Annotated in this window: 17 protein-coding genes; 7 read left to right on the plus strand and 10 right to left on the minus strand. The window is 45.4% G+C overall.

Going from position 1 to position 18,620, the window contains the following annotated elements; genetic code table 11:
• Positions 1–54: 54 nt before the first annotated feature.
• The 5 genes from G9Q97_RS05835 to G9Q97_RS05855 form a co-directional block, all read right to left on the minus strand.
• Entirely contained in the window at positions 55–1,506 is a 1,452-nt protein-coding gene (locus G9Q97_RS05835) for a c-type cytochrome domain-containing protein (protein ID WP_166144056.1), read from the minus strand.
• A gap of 5 nt (positions 1,507–1,511) precedes the next feature.
• On the minus strand, positions 1,512–2,999 hold the full coding sequence (locus tag G9Q97_RS05840; RefSeq protein WP_166144058.1) for a DUF1501 domain-containing protein: 1,488 nt from the start codon (positions 2,997–2,999) through the stop codon (positions 1,512–1,514).
• A complete protein-coding gene (locus tag G9Q97_RS05845; protein WP_166144060.1) occupies positions 2,996–5,812 on the minus strand; it encodes a DUF1553 domain-containing protein in 2,817 nt (938 codons plus the stop codon). Before G9Q97_RS05845 ends, G9Q97_RS05840 begins: the two co-directional genes overlap by 4 nt.
• A 189-nt stretch (positions 5,813–6,001) precedes the next feature.
• A complete protein-coding gene (locus G9Q97_RS05850) occupies positions 6,002–6,226 on the minus strand; it encodes a hypothetical protein (protein WP_166144062.1) in 225 nt (74 codons plus the stop codon).
• A 74-nt stretch (positions 6,227–6,300) separates the two neighbouring features.
• A complete protein-coding gene (locus tag G9Q97_RS05855) occupies positions 6,301–8,133 on the minus strand; it encodes a rhamnogalacturonan lyase (protein WP_166144064.1) in 1,833 nt (610 codons plus the stop codon).
• Positions 8,134–8,392: 259 nt separating this feature from the next.
• On the opposite strand from G9Q97_RS05855, the gene G9Q97_RS05860 reads away from it, so the two are divergent.
• The 6 genes from G9Q97_RS05860 to G9Q97_RS05885 are packed head-to-tail and all read left to right on the plus strand — an operon-like array spanning position 8,393 to position 12,422.
• Positions 8,393–8,956, plus strand: coding sequence for an RNA polymerase sigma factor (locus G9Q97_RS05860; RefSeq protein ID WP_317168723.1), 564 nt, complete (start codon positions 8,393–8,395; stop codon positions 8,954–8,956).
• Positions 8,928–10,112: a PorT family protein gene (locus G9Q97_RS05865; protein ID WP_166144066.1), complete on the plus strand. Its 1,185-nt coding sequence runs from the start codon at positions 8,928–8,930 to the stop codon at positions 10,110–10,112. The genes G9Q97_RS05860 and G9Q97_RS05865 overlap by 29 nt, the downstream gene beginning before the upstream one ends.
• Positions 10,113–10,124: 12 nt before the next feature.
• Entirely contained in the window at positions 10,125–10,631 is a 507-nt protein-coding gene (locus G9Q97_RS05870; RefSeq protein ID WP_166144068.1) for a CHRD domain-containing protein, read from the plus strand.
• Positions 10,618–10,986, plus strand: coding sequence for a 2-polyprenyl-6-methoxyphenol hydroxylase (locus G9Q97_RS05875; RefSeq protein ID WP_246255449.1), 369 nt, complete (start codon positions 10,618–10,620; stop codon positions 10,984–10,986). Before G9Q97_RS05870 ends, G9Q97_RS05875 begins: the two co-directional genes overlap by 14 nt.
• A gap of 6 nt (positions 10,987–10,992) precedes the next feature.
• Positions 10,993–11,535 (plus strand): YceI family protein, encoded by a 543-nt coding sequence (locus G9Q97_RS05880; RefSeq protein WP_166144070.1) that lies wholly within the window; start codon positions 10,993–10,995, stop codon positions 11,533–11,535.
• Complete coding sequence (locus G9Q97_RS05885) at positions 11,532–12,422, plus strand: DUF5777 family beta-barrel protein (protein WP_166144072.1); 891 nt, start codon at positions 11,532–11,534, stop codon at positions 12,420–12,422. The genes G9Q97_RS05880 and G9Q97_RS05885 overlap by 4 nt, the downstream gene beginning before the upstream one ends.
• A 2-nt stretch (positions 12,423–12,424) precedes the next feature.
• Here G9Q97_RS05885 and G9Q97_RS05890 read toward each other — a convergent pair whose 3' ends face one another.
• A complete protein-coding gene (locus G9Q97_RS05890) occupies positions 12,425–12,811 on the minus strand; it encodes a VOC family protein (protein WP_166144074.1) in 387 nt (128 codons plus the stop codon).
• A gap of 90 nt (positions 12,812–12,901) precedes the next feature.
• Positions 12,902–14,305: a Gfo/Idh/MocA family protein gene (locus G9Q97_RS05895; protein WP_166144076.1), complete on the minus strand. Its 1,404-nt coding sequence runs from the start codon at positions 14,303–14,305 to the stop codon at positions 12,902–12,904.
• A 413-nt stretch (positions 14,306–14,718) separates the two neighbouring features.
• On the opposite strand from G9Q97_RS05895, the gene G9Q97_RS05900 reads away from it, so the two are divergent.
• The gene (locus G9Q97_RS05900; protein WP_166144078.1) at positions 14,719–15,723 is read left to right on the plus strand and encodes a Gfo/Idh/MocA family protein; all 1,005 of its coding nucleotides are present in this window, start codon (positions 14,719–14,721) and stop codon (positions 15,721–15,723) included.
• A 6-nt stretch (positions 15,724–15,729) separates the two neighbouring features.
• Here G9Q97_RS05900 and nagA read toward each other — a convergent pair whose 3' ends face one another.
• The 3 genes from nagA to G9Q97_RS05915 are packed head-to-tail and all read right to left on the minus strand — an operon-like array spanning position 15,730 to position 18,587.
• Entirely contained in the window at positions 15,730–16,920 is a 1,191-nt protein-coding gene (gene nagA, locus G9Q97_RS05905) for an N-acetylglucosamine-6-phosphate deacetylase (protein ID WP_166144080.1), read from the minus strand.
• A gap of 21 nt (positions 16,921–16,941) precedes the next feature.
• Positions 16,942–18,363, minus strand: a complete 1,422-nt coding sequence (locus tag G9Q97_RS05910; protein WP_166144082.1) for a sodium:solute symporter family protein — start codon at positions 18,361–18,363, stop codon at positions 16,942–16,944.
• Positions 18,360–18,587 (minus strand): hypothetical protein, encoded by a 228-nt coding sequence (locus G9Q97_RS05915; protein ID WP_166144084.1) that lies wholly within the window; start codon positions 18,585–18,587, stop codon positions 18,360–18,362. Before G9Q97_RS05915 ends, G9Q97_RS05910 begins: the two co-directional genes overlap by 4 nt.
• Positions 18,588–18,620 lie beyond the last annotated feature (33 nt).

An 18,620-nucleotide genomic window follows, 5' to 3' on the forward strand; every position in this document is an offset into this window, starting at 1 on the left:
TAGCGATACGCCTACGACCATTTCCACGTCGTACCTGGTCGTACCTGCTATATTTTACTCCTGATTCGCTACCGGCAGGACTTTAACGGTTAGCGAATCTATGACTTCTACCTCGTAGCCCAGATTGATGTCAAGCTGGGTGGCGGCTTCCTGAAGCCTGGCTGCCCCCTCTTTGCTGACCCGCGTATCCCAAGCATAAAGCCGCTTCAGGTTAGGCAATTCGGCCAAATGATCCAGGCCTTCATTGCTTACTTCTGTTCCATATATATTCAGGGATTCCAAAAATTCCAGGTCCTTTAAATGGGCCAGCCCCGCATCGCTGATCTCCGTCTTTTCCGCCCGTAACCGGGTAAGGTTCTTCAGCTGTCCAATGGCAGCCAACCCTTCATCTGTCAATGGGGTATCCTTGACATCCAGCCAGGTAATCTGCTCCGGAAAATCAGCTGCCAGCCTTCCCAAAATCTCATCCACAGGGTCTTTTTTGTACAGGGTAACCTGTAGCCAGTTGGCATCGTTGGAAAGGGGCTTGATAGCGATACCTTCCTTCACATAGGCATTCAATTTTTCCCCATCCGGAACCGTAGTACCTTCGGCCAGCAGAATCTCTACCGCGGTTTTATTGGCATTGGGATCGGTGAGGGTAAGCAGTACCTTTTGTACCTCCTGATCGGCCTGCAGCTCGGCTACCTTCTTTTCAAAAGGTGCTCCTTCATTGATCCACCATTCAAACAGCAGCACCTGCTCATCGGACAACTGTGACTTGCCCTTGGGCGGCATGTGGTCATCGTGGTTTTGATCCAGATGAATCCTTTTGATCATTTCACTTTCGGCAGCATTGCCTGCTTCAAAGATGGGCCCGTTTTCGCCCCCCTTCAGCAGTGCCTCCCGGGTATGCATTTGCAAATCCCCCTTTTTCTTATCTGCATTGTGGCAGGAGTTGCAACGAATTTCCATAATAGGATGGATAATATCCGTGTACACCACCGCCTCATCCAGGTTTTCGATCAGCTTTGGGCCTTTTTCCTCTATGGACATCCCCGCCAGTTTTTTTATTCCGGTGGGCAGGTACTGGGTCAGGTAATTGGACCCGTGGGTGAGGGACCCTCCGTAATGGCCGGCCACTGCCAGAAATACCATCATCAGGGAAAATGATCCCAGGTAGGCCCTTTTCAATTTGAGGGTGGATTTTTTCTCTTTTTGACTGTATAGCCACCAGGTGCCAAAAGCAAAAAGCACCAAAAGAATGCCAGCCCACTGGTGGACAAACAACAAATCTTCTCCATAATCACCCGCCTGAGCCAGCATCAGGCCCAAAATGGCCGTGGCAAAGGCTGAAATAGCCCCCAAGCCCAGTACAAAGCCAATGGCCGGTTTCAGATAAGCAAACTTTTCCCTGCGGGATAATAACTCCATAAGGAAGCCCAGGGCAAGAAAGCCAATGGGTAAGTGTAACAACAAAGGATGAAATCTTCCGAAGAAGATGATGATTTCTGAGGACTGCTCCATTTATTTTATGCGATAATTTTATGTACAACTTTTCCTGACACATCGGTCAGCCTAAAATCCCGTCCCTGGGAAAAATAAGTGAACTTTTCATGATCCATTCCCATCAAATGCAAGATGCTGGCCTGCAGGTCATGAACATGCACCTTATCTTCGATACCATAATAACCTATTTCATCGGTTTCACCAAGTGTAAACCCACCTTTTACGCCTCCACCTGCCATCCAAACCGGAAATGCCTCCGTATGGTGATCCCTTCCCTTGAAAGGCCATTCTCTTCCTCCCCTGTTTTCCTGCATGGGAGTCCGGCCAAATTCTCCTCCCCAGACCACCAGCGTTTCATCCAGCAAACCCCGCTGCTTCAAATCCTTTACCAAAGCAGTCATGGCCTGGTCCACGGGCTTACACTTAATCGGAAGTCCCTCGTCAAGGGATTCCCTTTCTGCCACACCATGCATGTCCCAGCCCCAATCAAACAACTGTACAAACCTCACCCCTTTCTCTACCAGTCTTCTGGCCAAAAGACAGTTATTCGCAAAAGATGTTTTTCCCGGCTCGGTACCGTACATTTCATGGATATAATCCGGCTCTTCTTTGATATCCATCACTTCAGGTACGGAGGTCTGCATGCGGTAGGCCATTTCGTATTGGGAAATGCGGGTGAGGGTTTCGGGGTCTCCGAATTCACCATATTCCTTTTCATTGATGCGGTTGATGGCATCAATGGTCTGCTTCCGGAGGCTTCCGTCCATGCCGGATGGATTGGAAACGTAAAGTACCGGGTCTCCCTCAGACCGGCATTGCACTCCCTGGTAAACCGAAGGCAAAAAGCCGCTTCCCCAAACGGACTTCCCGGCATCAGGTGTATTCCCACCGGAAACCAAAACCATAAATCCAGGCAAATCTTCATTTTCAGAACCCAGGCCGTAAGTCACCCAACTCCCCATACTTGGCCGGCCCAATCTGGGCGAGCCGGTTTGCAGCAGCAATTGTGCAGGAGCATGGTTGAATTCATCCGTATGCATGGTTTTGATCAGGGTTACATCATCTACAATGCTGGAAAAATGAGGTAAATTATCCGAAATCATCATGCCGGAATTTCCTCTTGGCCTGAATTGAGCCTGTGGTCCCAGCATCTTGGGTATACCCTGGATAAATGCAAACTTTTTACCTTCCAGCAATGATTGGGGACAGTCCTGCCCATCCAGTTTTGCCAATTCAGGCTTGTAATCAAATAATTCCAATTGGGAAGGAGCCCCAGCCATGTGCAGGTAAATGATCCGCTTGGCCTTGGGGGCAAAATGAGGCACCTGGCTGAGCAATTCATCCACCTTTCCGGGCATGGCTTTCGTACCAGCCGAATTGTTGCAGCCCACCATTCCTCCAAGTGCCAGGGCACCTAGTCCTGTGGTACATTGCTTCAGGAAATGCCTGCGGGTTTGACTTTGCAGGTACCTGTATTGGTGTTCCTCTGTAATACTTATTCTTCTGCTCATGACTTCATCAGGAATTCATCCAAATTCATTACTGCATTGGCCAGTACGGTATAAATGGCCAAAGCTTCATTTTCTTCTCCTATCAATTGACATACCGCCTCAGGTTGTGTTTCAAAGTACACCTTGCTCTGCTGGTGCAGGGATACCAGATCCTCCAGCTTTTCATCACTGATTCCTTTCCGGACCGCCATGCTGTAAAGCAAAGAAAGTCTTTCCCTTTCGTTCCCGGAAGAAACATCCAGCACTTTTCTTGCCAACGCCAGGGCCGCCTCCAAATAAACGGGATCATTCAATGTCACCAGTGCCTGTAAAGGAGTGTTGGTCTCAATTCTTTTGGGCAGACAAAACTCCCTGCTCGGAGCATCAAAGGCGATCACCGAAGGATAAGGGCTAGTCCTTCTCCAGAAAGTATACAGTGCCCTCCTGTGCTTGTCTTCTCCCTTGCTGGTTTTCCATTGGTCCCCACTGTACACCACCTGCCAAATGCCTTCGGGCTGCTCTGGCATTACACTGGGGCCATACATTTTGTCACTTAAAAGTCCGGAAACGGCAAGTGCCTGATCCCTGACCTGCTCGGCGGAAAGCCTCAGCCTCGGGCCCCTGGCCAGCCATTCATTCAAGGGGTCCGCTTCTTTAAGTTCTTCCCTGAAATGGGAAGATTGCCTGTAACTGGCCGACATAACACATTCCTTAAGCAGCTTTTTGATATCCCATTGCATTTCGTGCATGAATTTCAAGGCCAACCAATCCAATAATTCCGGATGTGTAGGGGCAAAGCCCTGGGATCCAAAATCCTCCAGTGAGGAAACCAGCCCCCGGCCAAACAATTGTTCCCAAATTCTATTGACCATTACCCTGGCCGTAAGTGGGTTATCGGGACTGAATAGCCATTGGCTGAACCCAAGTCTGTCACGATCATACTGATCATCGAAAGGATTCCATATTTCAGGAACACCTGCAGTTACCTTTTCTCCGGGCACCATCCAGCTTCCCTTTTCAAACAAGCGTGTTTCTCGTTTGTAGCGGTCCGGAAGGGAAACCATTACCAGCGTAGTTTCCTTTTCGTTTTCGGAATTGTATAATTCGTAAAAGGCTTCTTCTACCTCCTCATATCCCGGATTTTCTTTTCCAGGCAAGGAATGATGCAACATCGCCCATTCAAAAGTACAGGTCAACTCCTTTTCATCCACCCCTTCATAAACCAGATATAGGTCATGTTTTCCCTGCAGCGGGATAATCGGTATCGAAACCACTTCCATCACCGCATAAGACTCTTCCTCCATTGTCTCCTCGTTGGTCCTGGTTTTGGTTTTACTAAGAACATCCCAGGTTCCTATTTCCCTCCCCTGGAGACTGTCCAACCGAAAGGATATTTTTCCGCCACTGTCACTGGCCCGAACCTTAAACATCAGCCGGTCTTCACCCGCAAAAGGCAGGGCTTTTGTAAGAGAATAAATGAGTGGATCCACTTTGAAAGTAGCTGTGCCTTTCACCGGTATTCCCTTATCCATCTGCTCAAAATAATGGGGATGAATTTTAGGCTCTCCCAGGCGGATCAATTGCGTGAAATATTTTTCGTTCTTTGTTTTGGTATCACCTGAACTGTTTCTCACCCAGCTTTGAATTTTTTCAAGCTTCTCCTGGTCTTCCGGGGAGTCAAATTTGATCAGCACCGGTGCTTCGCTGGGAATATCCGCATCGGCCGTCTGATTGAAAAAAGCCAGGCTTCTGTAGTAATCTTCATGCCTGATGGGATCATAGGGATGACTGTGACACTGTACACATTCCATGGTAGTCCCCTGCAATACCGTCCAGGTGGTATTGACCCGGTCTAGCACTGCCGATGTACGAAACTCTTCATTATCGGTACCTCCCTCATCATTGTTCATCGTATTGCGGTGAAAAGCGGTGGCAATATATTGCTCGTCGGTAGGATCTGGTAATAAATCCCCGGCCAATTGCTCGGTTACAAATCGGTCAAACGGCATGTTGTCATTAAAGGCCTTGATCAGCCAATCCCTGTATTTCCAGATTTTCCGGGGCCGGTCGGCTTCATAGCCTTTGGAGTCTGCATACCGGGCCAGGTCCATCCACATGGCCGCCCACCTCTCTCCATATGCAGCTGATGCCAGGTAATGATCGACCAACTTCTCATAGGCGTTTTCTGAAGTATCCCCCACAAATTCCTGCACCTTCTCAAGCTCAGGTGGAAGACCTGTCAGATCCAGGCTTAGTCTGCGTATCAGGGAGTAGCGATCTGAAAGGGGATTGGGCTGCAAACCTTTTTCCTTCAATTTATCCAGGACAAACCTGTCAATATCCGTGATGGCCCATTCGCCTTTGGTTTGGGGTACTTCCTTTTCTTTTGGGGCTTTGTAGGCCCAATGGTCATCCCAGGCAGCTCCCTGATTGATCCAATTGGTAAACAAGGCAATTTCCTCTTCGGAAAGGGGCTCAGACTCCAGGGGCATTCGCAACTCCGGATCATGGTGCCTGATCCTGTTTAATAATTCACTTTTGCGGGTATTTCCAGGTACAATGGCGCGCTCACCGGATTCATTGACAGCTAAGGCCTCCTCCTCAAATAATAAACTAAATCCTCCGGATTTCTTGACACCTCCGTGGCAGGCAATGCACTTGTTGTTTACTATGGGCCGGATGTCCCGATTGTAATCCACCCGCTCCCCCAGCACAAATGCGGGAACGACCTGGTGTTTGTTTTCCAGGGGAACAATGCGTAGGATCCATACCAATAAAGCCAAAAGAAATACGCCTGAAATAGCGTAAATTATTATTTTTTTTTGGGTGAGCATAATCAATTATTGCCAGCAGCCTTCATTTTCAGAACAAAGTAATTAAAAAAGGAATCAATTCAAATACATTAAGAGATAGTCCCCTCTTTTTTAATTTGAGCGGAAAAAAAGGTAAGCGCAGATGCACTTACCTTCTCCAAAAAAGAACAATTAAAAAATCACCAACTTAATCTATAATACCATTTAACATTAATTTTCAGTCTTTTCCTGAACTTTGTAATACAACTTAATCCAATCTTCTTCCCCTTGTTGCTTTTTAGCTTCAATTTCCTGCTGATTGACCGGTCTAAGCTGTTCACCCTGAACAGTAAATTCCGGATTTTCCTCCAAATGGGTCATTTCATTGCGTTCACAGGTCATGCAAATCAGCAAGACCAAAAAAATATCCGGCAAAAACAACCATTTGCTTTTCATGAATAGGATTTGGTTTAGGTTCATTTACCTATACGCAGGTTAATATTGATTTGTCCTGAAAAAAATAAAAAAATTTATTTTTTTCTGATGATGCCGATTTCTTTCTTTCCGGGTGGAGGCATATCTACACCCAGGTAATAATCTGTATGCGCGGGTTGGTTGTATCCCACATTTTGCCAGGCAATGCTCAGGCGGTATTGTGGATTGTGCATCAGGGTAGTAAATCGATGGGGAGAGGGCAATTGGGTGGTAAATATTCTTAAAGCCTGGTTGTCGGCTGTTCTGAAAACAACCTCTTCCCGCCAATCGCCCAGCATATCTGCAGCCAAAGCGGGTGTGGATTTGGAGCCATTGTTGGACAGGCAGCCTTCAGCAGTCATTAAGCGTTGCAGGCTTTGATTTTTATAGCCCCATTTGTCTATGTGGTTTTTATCCAACAATTCTCTCAACAGGTCTCCATCCCACCAGATGGCAAAATTAATGCTGTTTGGTTTTTGGCTGATTTCCTCACCCTGATAATTGAACAAACCATGGGATCCGTTCCACCAGTATTCCGCCCCCTTGTGCCTGGGATCAATATCAGCTGCCAGGCCCCTTCCCACATCTTTCCCCTCTTCACGGCCCCATACTATTTCTCCATTGCGGGCATTGAACAAGGCTACCCCATATCCGGCTTCATTGGTTTCATTTTCGTGTATGCCCCAGACCAACTGATCTTCCTCCTCCGGATAAAACTGGCTGACATGCAGGGCATCCCCATGTCTTAGTCCGGTAGTATAAAGCCCGCTGCCATCATCATCAATGACCATGGCCCCATAAACGATCTCATCTTTTCCGTCACTATCAATGTCATTGATGCTCAGGCTATGATTTCCCTGCCCCGAATAAGGATTTTCCCTGCCTTCTGAGTCAAAAACCCACCTCGACTGCAGTTCCCCTTTTTTAAAATCCCAGGCAGCTACCACTGACCTGCCGTAATATCCCCTGGCCATTAATAATGAAGGGCTTGATCCATCCAGATAAGCAACCCCGGCTAAAAACCGGTCCACCCTGTTTCCATTGCAGTCATTCCCCGCATTGCCACCTTCACCTCCCCAGCCACACAAATCACCTCTTCCAGGGATATAATCCACCGTAGACAAAGCCTCCCCTGTCCTGCCGGAAAAAACAGTTAAATATTCGGGGCCATCCAGGATTTTACCCTCCTTATTTCTCCAGTCTCTGTTATCATCTCCTATCACCTGCCCAAGGGCATCCTTACTTCCATCTGCCGTTTTACAGGCAATCTCCGCAATCCCATCCCCATCCAGGTCATATACCATAAACTGGGTATAGTGAGCTCCTTCCCTGATGTTTTTGCCCAGGTTAATTTCCCAAAGCATATTTCCTTCAAGGGTGTATGCTTGCAGTATAGGCGGATCTGTAAACCCATCCTGGGAATTGTCTTTGGACCTGCCGGTCATGTGTACCACCAATTCGTACTGCCCATCCCCTGTCAAATCCCCGACTGAAGTGTCGTTGGGACCATAACCCTCGGGGGTTTGTAAAGGAATTTCAAGGTATTCCTTCTTCCAAACAGTGACTTCCCGGCTTTCCCTCTGGGTTGTGCTTCTGATAGAATAACCGGGATTACGACTGAGATCAGCCTGCTCATCCACAAAATTAGTTACTGTGGTTATAGGAGCGCTGTTGATTTTTTCCTCCTTCTCTCCCGCATATCTCCTATACAGGTCAAATCCAGTATCTACAGGCTCATCTCCCAACAAACGCCAACTCAAAAATATTCCGCCGGTTTCATTTTTCACGGCTACCAAACCTCTATCCAGGTACTCCATTTGCCTTTGCCCGTACAGGGCAAAGGCAATCATAAAAAGTAGAAATGTTGGGACTATTCGGAATCCTTTCATGGCTATGGTTGCTGTTTTTTTCAACTCCAATTTCCCCGAGTTCGGGGTTAAAAGACAATTTAAAGCAAATCCCCCTAAATACGCAGTAAATTGTGTTCAGTGGTTTGCTTTGTACAATCAAAAAATGGCTTGATGTCAACATTCTTTGAGCTTGTTTGGATTTTTTTTCAAGAATAGCCATAAATATTATGTAAATTAATTAGTCCCACGCAACCCATCTGCTTTATGTATTGTATAGGCAGATACAAACCCAGCAACTGTGGAAAAATACCTGTCAAACAAGCTTTTGAACGGAATTTCAGGTGGAGACCGGAAATGTCAGGAGATGCTGTACAGGCAGTTTTACAGCTATGGCATGAGTATTTGCCTCCGGTACGCAGCCAATAGGGAAGAAAGTTTGGAAATCCTTCACGATGGATACCTGAATGTCTTTCAACACATTGACCGGTACGATACCCGGCGTCCCTTTACGCTGTGGTTTAGGAGAATATTGATCAACGGAGCCATCAATTACCATAAAAAAAACCTGAATCACTCCGGCCATTTGGGTCTGGAACATATTTCAGAAATTCCGGATTCGGGGAAAAGTGCCTCTGACGACCTGAAATATATGGAAATGATTGAACTTATACAGGCTTTACCCATCAGGTACAGAACCGTGTTTAACCTTTATGTTATAGAAGGTTATGAACATCAGGAAATAGCGGAGATGCTAGGCATCTCTACAGGAACCTCAAAATCAAACCTTCACAGGGCGAGGCAAAAGCTAAGGGCTATGTTAACCATTGGAAATCATGAAGAAGCGAGTATCAAACATGAGTGATAAAGAGCTGGATGATTTCTTGAAAAAATTATCCTCCTCCCCTGAAATCCCCTTTATTCCGGAAGACTGGAATAAAATGGAAAAGATGCTGGACCAGAAAAAGGTAGCCCAACCCCTGAATGGACACAAGTGGATCCTTTTAGGATTACTGCTGCTTGCCAGTCTTACTTTCACTGTTTGGATGGAGGCTACTTACAGGCAAATTCCGGCAAGCCCTGAAAACACCTTGATCTCCTCTTCTTCCCTGTTAACCCAAATAGATCCTAATAAAAATATAGAAATAAAAATTAAAGATTTAAGTTTTACCTCAGCAGCCATGTCCCCGGCCAGAGAAGAAAAAGTATCTGGGAATAACACCGCTGTTTCCGGTAATGCACCATCTTATCCTGCCATTTCAGACCTAAATCTGACCTATGTAAGGCTGCCTCTTCTTGCCATTAATTTGGACCCGGAAGCAAAAAACAAGGTGTTTGAGGAATTTAACCGGATTTGGCACAAATTCCCAGGGCTCAAAATCCAAACAACTGCATTTGGCCCTTTACAAGGGGTTTCACCAGATAATCTAAAAAACAATATTGCCCTTGCCTTTCAGGTTTCTCCAGACATCAGTGCAGTAAGGTATACAAATTTTCTACCCTTTGGCCGAAGCATTGGTATGAGCCTGGAATATTTCCTCAGTGAAAGGTGGAGCATTTCCACAGGGGCCATGCATTCAAAAAAGACCTACCAACAGGGCCCTGGCTACTGGGAAGGATACGCGGCACATCAATCCTTAAGAGGTGACTGTTGGATACTTGAAGTGCCTGTTAATATCAGGTATTACCCCATAATGGGTGCAATTGACAAATGGTTTATAAGTACAGGTCTGTCTTCCTATTTCATGATGAAGGAAAACTATAGGTTGACCTATGAAAATTATGGAGGCAATCCTTATTCCGAGGAATTGGAAATAACCGGGAATAACCAACATGTATTTGGTATATGGAACATCGGCTTTGGCTATGAAAGAAGGCTGAGTAGAAAACTGGCTGTCCAGGTGGAGCCTTATTATCGCTTACCCCTGGTGGGTATAGGGGAAGGAAACCTGGATTTGAAAAGTACGGGAATCTTCTTTGGTATCAAATATTATCCCTCAAATCAAAAATTAAAATTTTAAACATCAGAAATCATGAAAACGATCAAAGTAACGCTTAGCATGTTTATCCTGCTCGCTTTTTTCACAGTATCCTGTGAAAAAGATGATGATGGCCCCCGGGTTATCCAAAAGGAGTATGTATTGAATTCGGTGTCGGATCCCATGATACAGGGCACCATCACTTTTACCAAAGAATCTGAAACAAGCACCTTAATCCGGATTGAATTGGAAGGTACTGAGGCCGGAAATTCTCACCCAGCCCATATCCATAACAATGCTGCCAGCGAAGGAGGTGGTATCGCCATTGGATTGAACAATGTAGAGGGTGCCAGCGGAGTCAGTGAAACTACCGTCACCCAAACCGGTGACGGCACCGCCATTAACTATGAAGGACTGCTGAATTTTGACGGGCATGCCAACGTGCATTTAAGTTCTACTGCCATGTCCACCTTAATTGCACAGGGAAATATTGGTGACAATGCCACGGCAAATATGCCCAATGACTCCAATCCTGATAACAATAATAATGATGGCTATTAAAAACCTTTATTTACCCTGCTTATGGGTTTTGCTTGCTTGCACAATATTCTCTTGTACCACAGAAAATGAAGCTGATTTATTGCCTGAGGAAGAGCGGTGTGGCGAGGAGCCCGCCTCACTCTCAGGTTATATCATGCCCATTATTAACCAGAATTGTGCCATTTCCGGATGCCATGTATCGGGATCAGAGAGGGTAAACCTCTCTGTTCCCGAAAACATTATTCAGTATGCGAATCAGATAAGGAATTTTACACAAAGTGGTTTTATGCCAGCCCCGGAATCAGGCAAACAATTGACTGCCGCCGAATTAGAATCCATCTACTGCTGGGTGGAAAACGGCGAATTGGATAATTAACCCATTATGAAAAATTGCTGTATAACCATCTTTATTTTCCTGTTATCTCTTTCCCTTCAGGCCCAGGCTCACAAAACGGTGTCGGGGGAAGTCGAGTTCTTTAGCAGTGCCCCGGTGGAGGATATTCAGGCCGTAAACAATGCCCCTACCGGTTTATTTAATGAACAAACCGGCAGCCTGGCCTTTCTGGTACCCATTAAAGCCTTCCAATTCCCAAAATCTTTGATGCAGGATCATTTTAATGACAAATTCATGGAATCGCATACCTATCCGGAAGCCACCTTTGAAGGAAAACTGAGCGGCTATGATCGGGAGAGATCCGGATCCCAGGGGGCTTTTGCGGAAGGCAATTTAACCATACATGGCCAAACCAATAAAGTCCGGGTTCCGGGTAATATCAGTTTCAAAAGTGACCAAATCATCATGGACGCCGTTTTTCCGGTAAAACTCGAAGATTATGACATTCAGATACCAAAGGTGCTGTTTTATAACATTGCAGAAGAGGTAGAGGTAACTGTAAGCTTTGTATTTGAAAAAACAGACCGATGAAAAACAAAATACTGGTAATTTCCCTGATCTTTTATTTTCTTTTTCTCAGCACTTCGGCCCAGGACAATTTATTGGACCAGCTCAGGGAGGAAAATGAAACCGAATGGAATACGCCTACCTCTACCTTTAAAGCCATCCGCTTGATCAACGGCCATACGGTTGAAACCAGGGAAAAGGGGAATTTGGAATTTTTAATTTCCCACCGCTTTGGTAGGATCAATTCCGGTGCCTATCAATTCTTTGGCATGGACCAGGCCAACATGAGGTTGGGATTGGATTATGCATGGGAGGATTGGCTTAGCCTGGGGATAGGAAGAAATTCTTTCAACAAAGTGTATGATGGTTTTGTCAAAATCAGACTTTATCAACAAAGTCAGGGTAAAATCAAACTTCCAGTAACCCTGGTTTGGCTTTCCAATGCTTCCATCAACACTATCCGCCGTCCGGAGATTCCCATGAACCTAAATAGAAAGTTGCAATATGCCCATCAATTATTAGTAGCCAGCAAGCTGAATCAAAAGGCTTCTATTCAACTGATGCCAACGTATATTCACCGTAACCTGGTCCGGGAAAGGACAGACCCAAACGCCTTGCTGGCAATGGGGGCAGGAGTGAGTTACCAGATTGCCAAAAGCATTCACTTAAATATTGAATATTATCACCGGTTTAAAGAGCAGGAAAATGAAAACACCCATCCTCTTGCCATAGGAGTTGATATTGAAACCGGAGGCCATGTGTTTCAATTGCACCTGACCAATGCTCAACAAATGACAGAAACAGGGTTTATTCCTTCCACTACCGGTGATTTTTTTAATGGAGACATCCATTTTGGCTTCAACATTACCCGTAATTTCCAATTGAAAAATACCAGGCCGGTCAAGAAATAAGTTTATTTAAGCATGGGTTTGGCCCTTTTACAAAATTGAATGGCCAGACCCCAGGGATCCCTAAGCATCAGCAACCGGGTACCATCGTCCAGGGTATCGTCGCTGATCAATTCCGCCCCGGCTGCTACCAAACGTTTCTTTTCATCATCCGGGTTTTCTGATACGAAAGCCAGGTGTAGCATCAGGGGATTGAGATTGGCATAGTCCAAAACCGAGGCTTTGGCATTTTGGTAGAGTTCGATCATGACTTTGCCACTGTCGTCGGCCAAAAAAGTCATGTATGGGGCTTTATCCATTTTCTTAACAACCGTTAACCCCAGGTTTTCTTCATACCAGTCTGAAATGGCCTGAGGATGGTGTACGTTGAGTGCTAAATGTTCAATTTTCATACGGTGAAAATAATTTAATTATGGAAAGACTACAAAAAAACCCCTCCATGGGTAATTTCTACCTTGATGGAGGGGAAAAATAAAATGAATTTATGCCCTGTTTGGACTGGGCTTGATACTGGTAAGGTCTGCTATTTTAACAGGTCCGTTGGAATTGATGCTGTTTCTGGCCGCCACACCAACCATTACGGACATGATTCCATCCCTTAATCCAGCGGCATGTTTGTAAGGGTCTGCTGCTTCCGGATTTTTGAATATTTTATCATGCAATCTTTTATCACCGCCACCGTGACCTCCACGTTCACTGACCACCTGTATGATCTGTGGTTTTTCCCAATTCTTATGCAATACAAGTGGTTCTCTGTGCATGTCCTCACCTGCATTGTTTTGGTTCATTTCTGCCGCGTGAAGGGCTTCCTGATCCATGGTTTCATTGCTCATAAAAGGGATATCCAACCAGGCATCAATTCTGCCCTTCTGCCCATTGAATGCGATTTTCCAACCTTCGTAAGGACTATAGGTAGTCAGGGAATAATTGACCACCGCCTTATTAGCATATTTGATATTGGCCGACATCTTATCATAAATATCAATTTCATGGCGGTAAACACAGCCATCTCTGAAATAACCATCATGGTGCTCATTTTCCACATAAAGCTTCACGTCACGCTGGCTTTTGGTGATGTCCCAATAATACTTGCAGTCATTTTTGTGTGCACAAGAGCGGCAATTTTTCCCTCTAAAAGGACCGTTGCTGCCGTAGTGCTCCAGGGCACCATAGGCAAAAACTTCCTCAGGGTCGGAATCCAGCCACCAATTCAACAAGTCAAAATGGTGGGTGGCCTTATGTACCCAAAGTGATCCCCCGTTTTCGGTCACTCCATGCCATCTCCGGAAATAAGAGGCTCCGTGATGAATGTTGAGGTACCAGTGAAAATCAACAGAAGTGACTTCACCAATCTCCTTGTTCTGAAGCAATTCTTTAATTTTGGTTATATAAGGACTCCAGCGGTAGTTGAAACCGACGATCAGATTTTTGTTTGATTTTTTTTCTGCTTCAAGTATCTGCTGACACTTGTCCTCATCCGTGGTCAGGGGCTTTTCTGTGAGCACATCACATCCGGCTTCCAGGCCTTTGATAATGAACTCATGATGGGTAGAGTCCATGGTGGTGACGATGACCAAATCCGGCTTGGTTTGGGCCAGCATTTCGTCAAAATCGACAAAAGTCGGACAGTCTACCTTCATATAATCGAGGGCATAGTCTAACCTGCCCGGATTGATATCACTTAAACCGACAAATTCCAGAATATCGGAGTATTGTTCCACCAGTCTTCTCCCCCAGAAGGAGGTACCCCTGACTCCTGTCCCTACCAGGGTCACTCTGAGTTTCCTTTTCATGCCAAAGCCCGTTAAGGGGGCAGTTAAGGTTGTTCCCGCTGCCAACAAACTGACAGCATGTAGAAATGACCTTCTTGAAAATTTATTTTCCATGACGACAAAGTTGGTTTATGTTTGAAATTGAAGCTTGTGCCAAGTGAAAAGAACCAGCACCTGCGCAATCGATTGCATAATAATCAAATTTTCAGGAATTGACAAATAATTGTCCTTAGCCCATTAAGGCATAAAAAGGTTGATCTAATTTGATCATTATTAGTTTATTCTGTTTACTTTTATTTTATAAAATATTATAATGTAAAAATTTTCCAAAATGGATTAAATGGACTTTTGATTTCCTTAGCAGCTTTGCTGGTTGAATCGAATTCCTCCTTAATTTATAATTAATATACATAGTAGGGAAAGCACAAGATTGGGTTTGGTCAACAATAATCTTAAATTGCTACAGTCAATCAATTACAGCCATCAACCGGTGGCAAGGATTATTTTTCAACAAAAAATGTATCATCATGACCAAAAAACTTAAATGGGGGATATTGGGCGCAGCCAAAATAGCCAGGGAAAAAGTAATTCCCGCCATGAAAAACAGTGATTTACACGAAGTATACGGACTGGCTTCCAGAGATTTGGAAAAAGCCAGATCCGCCGCGGACGAATTGGGTATTCCAAAGGCTTATGGATCGTATGAGGAATTGATCGCCGATCCGGAGATCGATGTGGTCTACAATCCCCTGCCCAATGACCTACATGTTCCCTATACCCTGGAATGCATCAATGCCGGCAAACACGTGCTTTGCGAAAAGCCACTCGCTTTAAATGCGGAAGAAATAGACGAACTGATCAAGGCCAGAGACAAACACGGGATAAAGGTAGGAGAAGCATTTATGGTGGCCTCCAACCCCCAATGGATCAAAGCCAGGGAATTGGTTCGGAAAAACTACCTGGGGAAGGTGAAGGCAGTACATGGTTTTTTCAGCTATTTCAATGTCAATGAACAAAATATCCGGAATATTCCCGAAATGGGTGGTGGGGGTATCTGGGACATTGGCTGCTATCCGGTCTTTACTTCCCGCTTTGTGCTGGAAAAAGAACCCGGAAGGGTAGTATCCATGCTGGAATTTGATCCCAGATTTAGAACAGACAAACTCGGATCGGTTTTGATTGATTTTCATGAGATCCAGATGACATTTACGGTGAGCACCCAGCTGACCCCCTATCAGCGCATGTTGTTTTATGGAGAGGAAAAAATAATGGAAATCAGGATTCCTTTTAACGCTCCTTCAGATCAAAACAATGAAATCCTGATCCATGATGGTAATTTTCTTCAACCAGACCCGGAAAAAATTGTATTGCCTTTAAGCAACCAATACACGGAACAGGCCATTGATTTCTCCAAGGCAATTCTGGAAGATAAGGAAGTCCCTGTTTCGCTTGAAAATGCCAAAGCAAATGCGAGAGTCCTTCAGGCCATTTTCGAATCCGACAGGAATGAAAGGTGGGTAAACATTGAATAAATTTGATCAGGCAGCACCATGGACAATTTTACCCTTAACCATGGTAAAGCTTACCTGAATATCCCTATCAAATAGTACCAGATCGGCGTCCATTCCTTTAAGGATGGCGCCTTTTTTATTTTGACAACCCATGATCCTGGCAGGTGTACGGCTCATCATGTTAACTGCTTCCAATAGCGGCACATCTGCCATTTTCACCATATTGCGCACCAGGCGATCGGCGGTAGCTACGCTTCCGGCGAAGGAGCTGCGGTCGGGAAGTTTGGCCACATCATCCTCTATGATTACCTTCAAGCCATCGTTCTTGTGGCCAAGAATGCTTTCTCCCTCAGGCATGCCGGCTCCCCTCATCGCATCTGTGATCAGGGCTATTTTTTCCGGACCTTTTATCTTGTAAATCAATTTCAAGAGTGGAGCCGGCAAATGCACCCCATCAGCGATGATTTCCACATCAATTTCGTCCAGCAGCAAGCTGCTTTCTATGACACCTGCAAAACGAAAAGCATTTTTTCTGCTTACCCCGGACATGCCCGAATATAGGTGGGTAGACAAAGTATAGCCGGCTTCAACTGCGGCCAGCACCTCTTCGTACACGGCATCGGTATGGGCCATGGCAGCCAGAACTCCTTTATCCCGGAGCCTTCTTCCAAAATCCAAAGCCCCTTTTCTTTCTGGAGCAGCACTCCATCTGGCAATTAGGTGTGCATGTTCCAAAATTTCCTCATATTCCACCGGGTCCGGATCCCGGATGTATCTGGGATCCTGGGCACCACGCTGGTTCATGGCAAAATAAGGCCCTTCCAAATGTAAGCCCAAAAAGGCTGCTCCATCTGAATGGGACTGAACAGCAGCTTCATATACCTTCAAAAGGCCAATCAATTGGTCCTTTTCGCTGGTAAGGGAGGTGGGCACCATGGCCGTAGTGCCGTGCCGGGCATGAAGCCTGGAGATTTCATGGAATCCTTCCAGCTCCGCATCCATAAAATCATGGCCTGCACCACCATGCACATGGATATCTATAAAACCCGGAGACAAATATTGTCCCCGGGCATCTATGATCATTGCCTGTTCAATGGTTTTGTTATCCCTGCATATTTCTTCAATGCGGCCATCCTTAATCAGGACGGCTGCATTGAATACTATTTCATGAGGCGTGATGACATTTCCATTTACAATTTGGGTCAGGCCCGTATTCATGCTTTCTTTAGGTCTAATGTATTATTCGTTTGTTTTTGGTCGGATGAGCTGGCGTTTGGTGCCTGTAAGATGACTGATTACAGCTGCTATCCCTAAAGTGATGAACAGGATCAGATCCAGTCTGATATCAAAATACATGTCAGGAATCCAGCCTCCCAGAGAAAGTAGAAATATGATCAGTCCAGTCAGGGAGAGGTAGATGATCGCCGGAGAAACCTTTCTGTTACTCAATATACCCAAAATAATCATGGGGCCCATTATGCCTGTGCCGGCAAAACTCACCCTGGCCAATAAAACCAATTGGTCTATCACAATAATGGAAAAGAAAAAGGCTATCACCGAAAAAACAAAAATACCGATTTTGGTTTTGGTCATGATGCTGTTTTCATTTCCTCTCAGCAATCCCCTTAACTCAGAACCCAGCGCAAATATCTGGGCATTGGTAGTAGACAAACCAGCAGCAATCAGGCCAATGATGGCGAGCGCCGCCACGGCATCTGGCTGATCATATAGAAATGCATTGGCAAAAAATTCATCCCTTCCATACTCACTGTATAGATCTGCCCCATACATCCCGATAAAAATGGTAGGTAAAATCACCAATATGGCAAAAGCTCCCAAAGAAACTGCCATCAATTGCATGGTTTTCATGCTTTTCATCACCACTATCCGGGTGGTAAACTGTGGTTGGGTCACCGGAATCATCAATATGGCGATCAGGGAAGCAAACAAAAACTGAGGAGTGAGCAGCCCTTGGGGACCTGGGCTTGAAAGCAAATCTTCCTGTACCGTTCCGATTTTATCAAACATGGGTCCGATCCCACCAAAATGACTTAAACATGCCCAACCGATGATCCAGATAACGCCCAACAAGAGCAAACCCTGAATGGCATCACTAAAAATGATGGCTTTTAATCCACCGATTTCGCTGTAGACGAGCATGATCAGCACAATACCTGCAGACCATCCCCAGGCCGGAAAAGAACCCGGGAAGGCGGCATCCATAAATATGGCAATTCCCTGGATTTGTATTCCCACGTAAGGAATCAAAAACAAAAAGGAACTCAGGAAAAAGACATACCCTGCCAATCTGTTTTCATAGCATCTGGAGATCAACCCGGCCACTCCTCTGAATTCCATTCCTTTTACCTTCATCCGGATATGGTAACCAAACCACAACAGCAAAAACACCATTGCTCCATCTGATACGGCCAAAAATATCCAGGCCGCTACCCCATTTATCCGGAAAAAATCCGGCATCCCCAGAAAGGTAAAGGTACTGAACAGGGCTGCGGCAAAAGTCAATACCCCCAGGGTAAGACCAATGTTTGATCCAGCCATCATAAACTCTTCCGAAGACCTGTTTTTCTTATAAGACCTCAGGGAAGCAAAAACCAAAAGACCTGCATAGATCAGGCCAAAAACCCATACCCAGAAAATCATAAGTCCTCCTCCTCATTTTGCATACCCGGATGCACCCTTGTACCAATATAGGTAAGGATGACCAAAAGTACGGTGATTACAAAACTCGTCCATAAGCTGTAGGGAACACCTCCCAATTCAGGCTTGGAAACACCCTGAGGGATGACCAAAGGGGTGAATGTAATGATGCTGAGGATGATGGCCGCTACACAGCAAATCCTCCAGTAAAGTCTCTTTTTTTCCATTAGTATTGGGTTTAAACGCTTTGAATTGACAAT

Source organism: Cyclobacterium plantarum (genome assembly GCF_011290685.1).
Lineage (GTDB): Bacteria > Bacteroidota > Bacteroidia > Cytophagales > Cyclobacteriaceae > Cyclobacterium > Cyclobacterium plantarum.

Excerpts from the sequence above, each read along its gene's own strand:
- G9Q97_RS05900 (WP_166144078.1), top strand. The coding sequence starts at position 14,719 with ATGACCAAAAAACTTAAATGGGGGATATTGGGCGCAGCCAAAATAGCC.
- G9Q97_RS05885 (WP_166144072.1), top strand. The coding sequence starts at position 11,532 with ATGAAAAACAAAATACTGGTAATTTCCCTGATCTTTTATTTTCTTTTT.
- G9Q97_RS05875 (WP_246255449.1), top strand. The coding sequence starts at position 10,618 with ATGATGGCTATTAAAAACCTTTATTTACCCTGCTTATGGGTTTTGCTT.
- G9Q97_RS05835 (WP_166144056.1), bottom strand. The coding sequence starts at position 1,506 with ATGGAGCAGTCCTCAGAAATCATCATCTTCTTCGGAAGATTTCATCCT.
- G9Q97_RS05850 (WP_166144062.1), bottom strand. The coding sequence starts at position 6,226 with ATGAAAAGCAAATGGTTGTTTTTGCCGGATATTTTTTTGGTCTTGCTG.
- G9Q97_RS05895 (WP_166144076.1), bottom strand. The coding sequence starts at position 14,305 with ATGGAAAATAAATTTTCAAGAAGGTCATTTCTACATGCTGTCAGTTTG.
- G9Q97_RS05890 (WP_166144074.1), bottom strand. The coding sequence starts at position 12,811 with ATGAAAATTGAACATTTAGCACTCAACGTACACCATCCTCAGGCCATT.
- G9Q97_RS05880 (WP_166144070.1), top strand. The coding sequence starts at position 10,993 with ATGAAAAATTGCTGTATAACCATCTTTATTTTCCTGTTATCTCTTTCC.
- nagA (WP_166144080.1), bottom strand. The coding sequence starts at position 16,920 with ATGAATACGGGCCTGACCCAAATTGTAAATGGAAATGTCATCACGCCT.
- G9Q97_RS05910 (WP_166144082.1), bottom strand. The coding sequence starts at position 18,363 with ATGATTTTCTGGGTATGGGTTTTTGGCCTGATCTATGCAGGTCTTTTG.
- G9Q97_RS05915 (WP_166144084.1), bottom strand. The coding sequence starts at position 18,587 with ATGGAAAAAAAGAGACTTTACTGGAGGATTTGCTGTGTAGCGGCCATC.
- G9Q97_RS05845 (WP_166144060.1), bottom strand. The coding sequence starts at position 5,812 with ATGCTCACCCAAAAAAAAATAATAATTTACGCTATTTCAGGCGTATTT.
- G9Q97_RS05865 (WP_166144066.1), top strand. The coding sequence starts at position 8,928 with ATGAAGAAGCGAGTATCAAACATGAGTGATAAAGAGCTGGATGATTTC.
- G9Q97_RS05870 (WP_166144068.1), top strand. The coding sequence starts at position 10,125 with ATGAAAACGATCAAAGTAACGCTTAGCATGTTTATCCTGCTCGCTTTT.
- G9Q97_RS05855 (WP_166144064.1), bottom strand. The coding sequence starts at position 8,133 with ATGAAAGGATTCCGAATAGTCCCAACATTTCTACTTTTTATGATTGCC.
- G9Q97_RS05840 (WP_166144058.1), bottom strand. The coding sequence starts at position 2,999 with ATGAGCAGAAGAATAAGTATTACAGAGGAACACCAATACAGGTACCTG.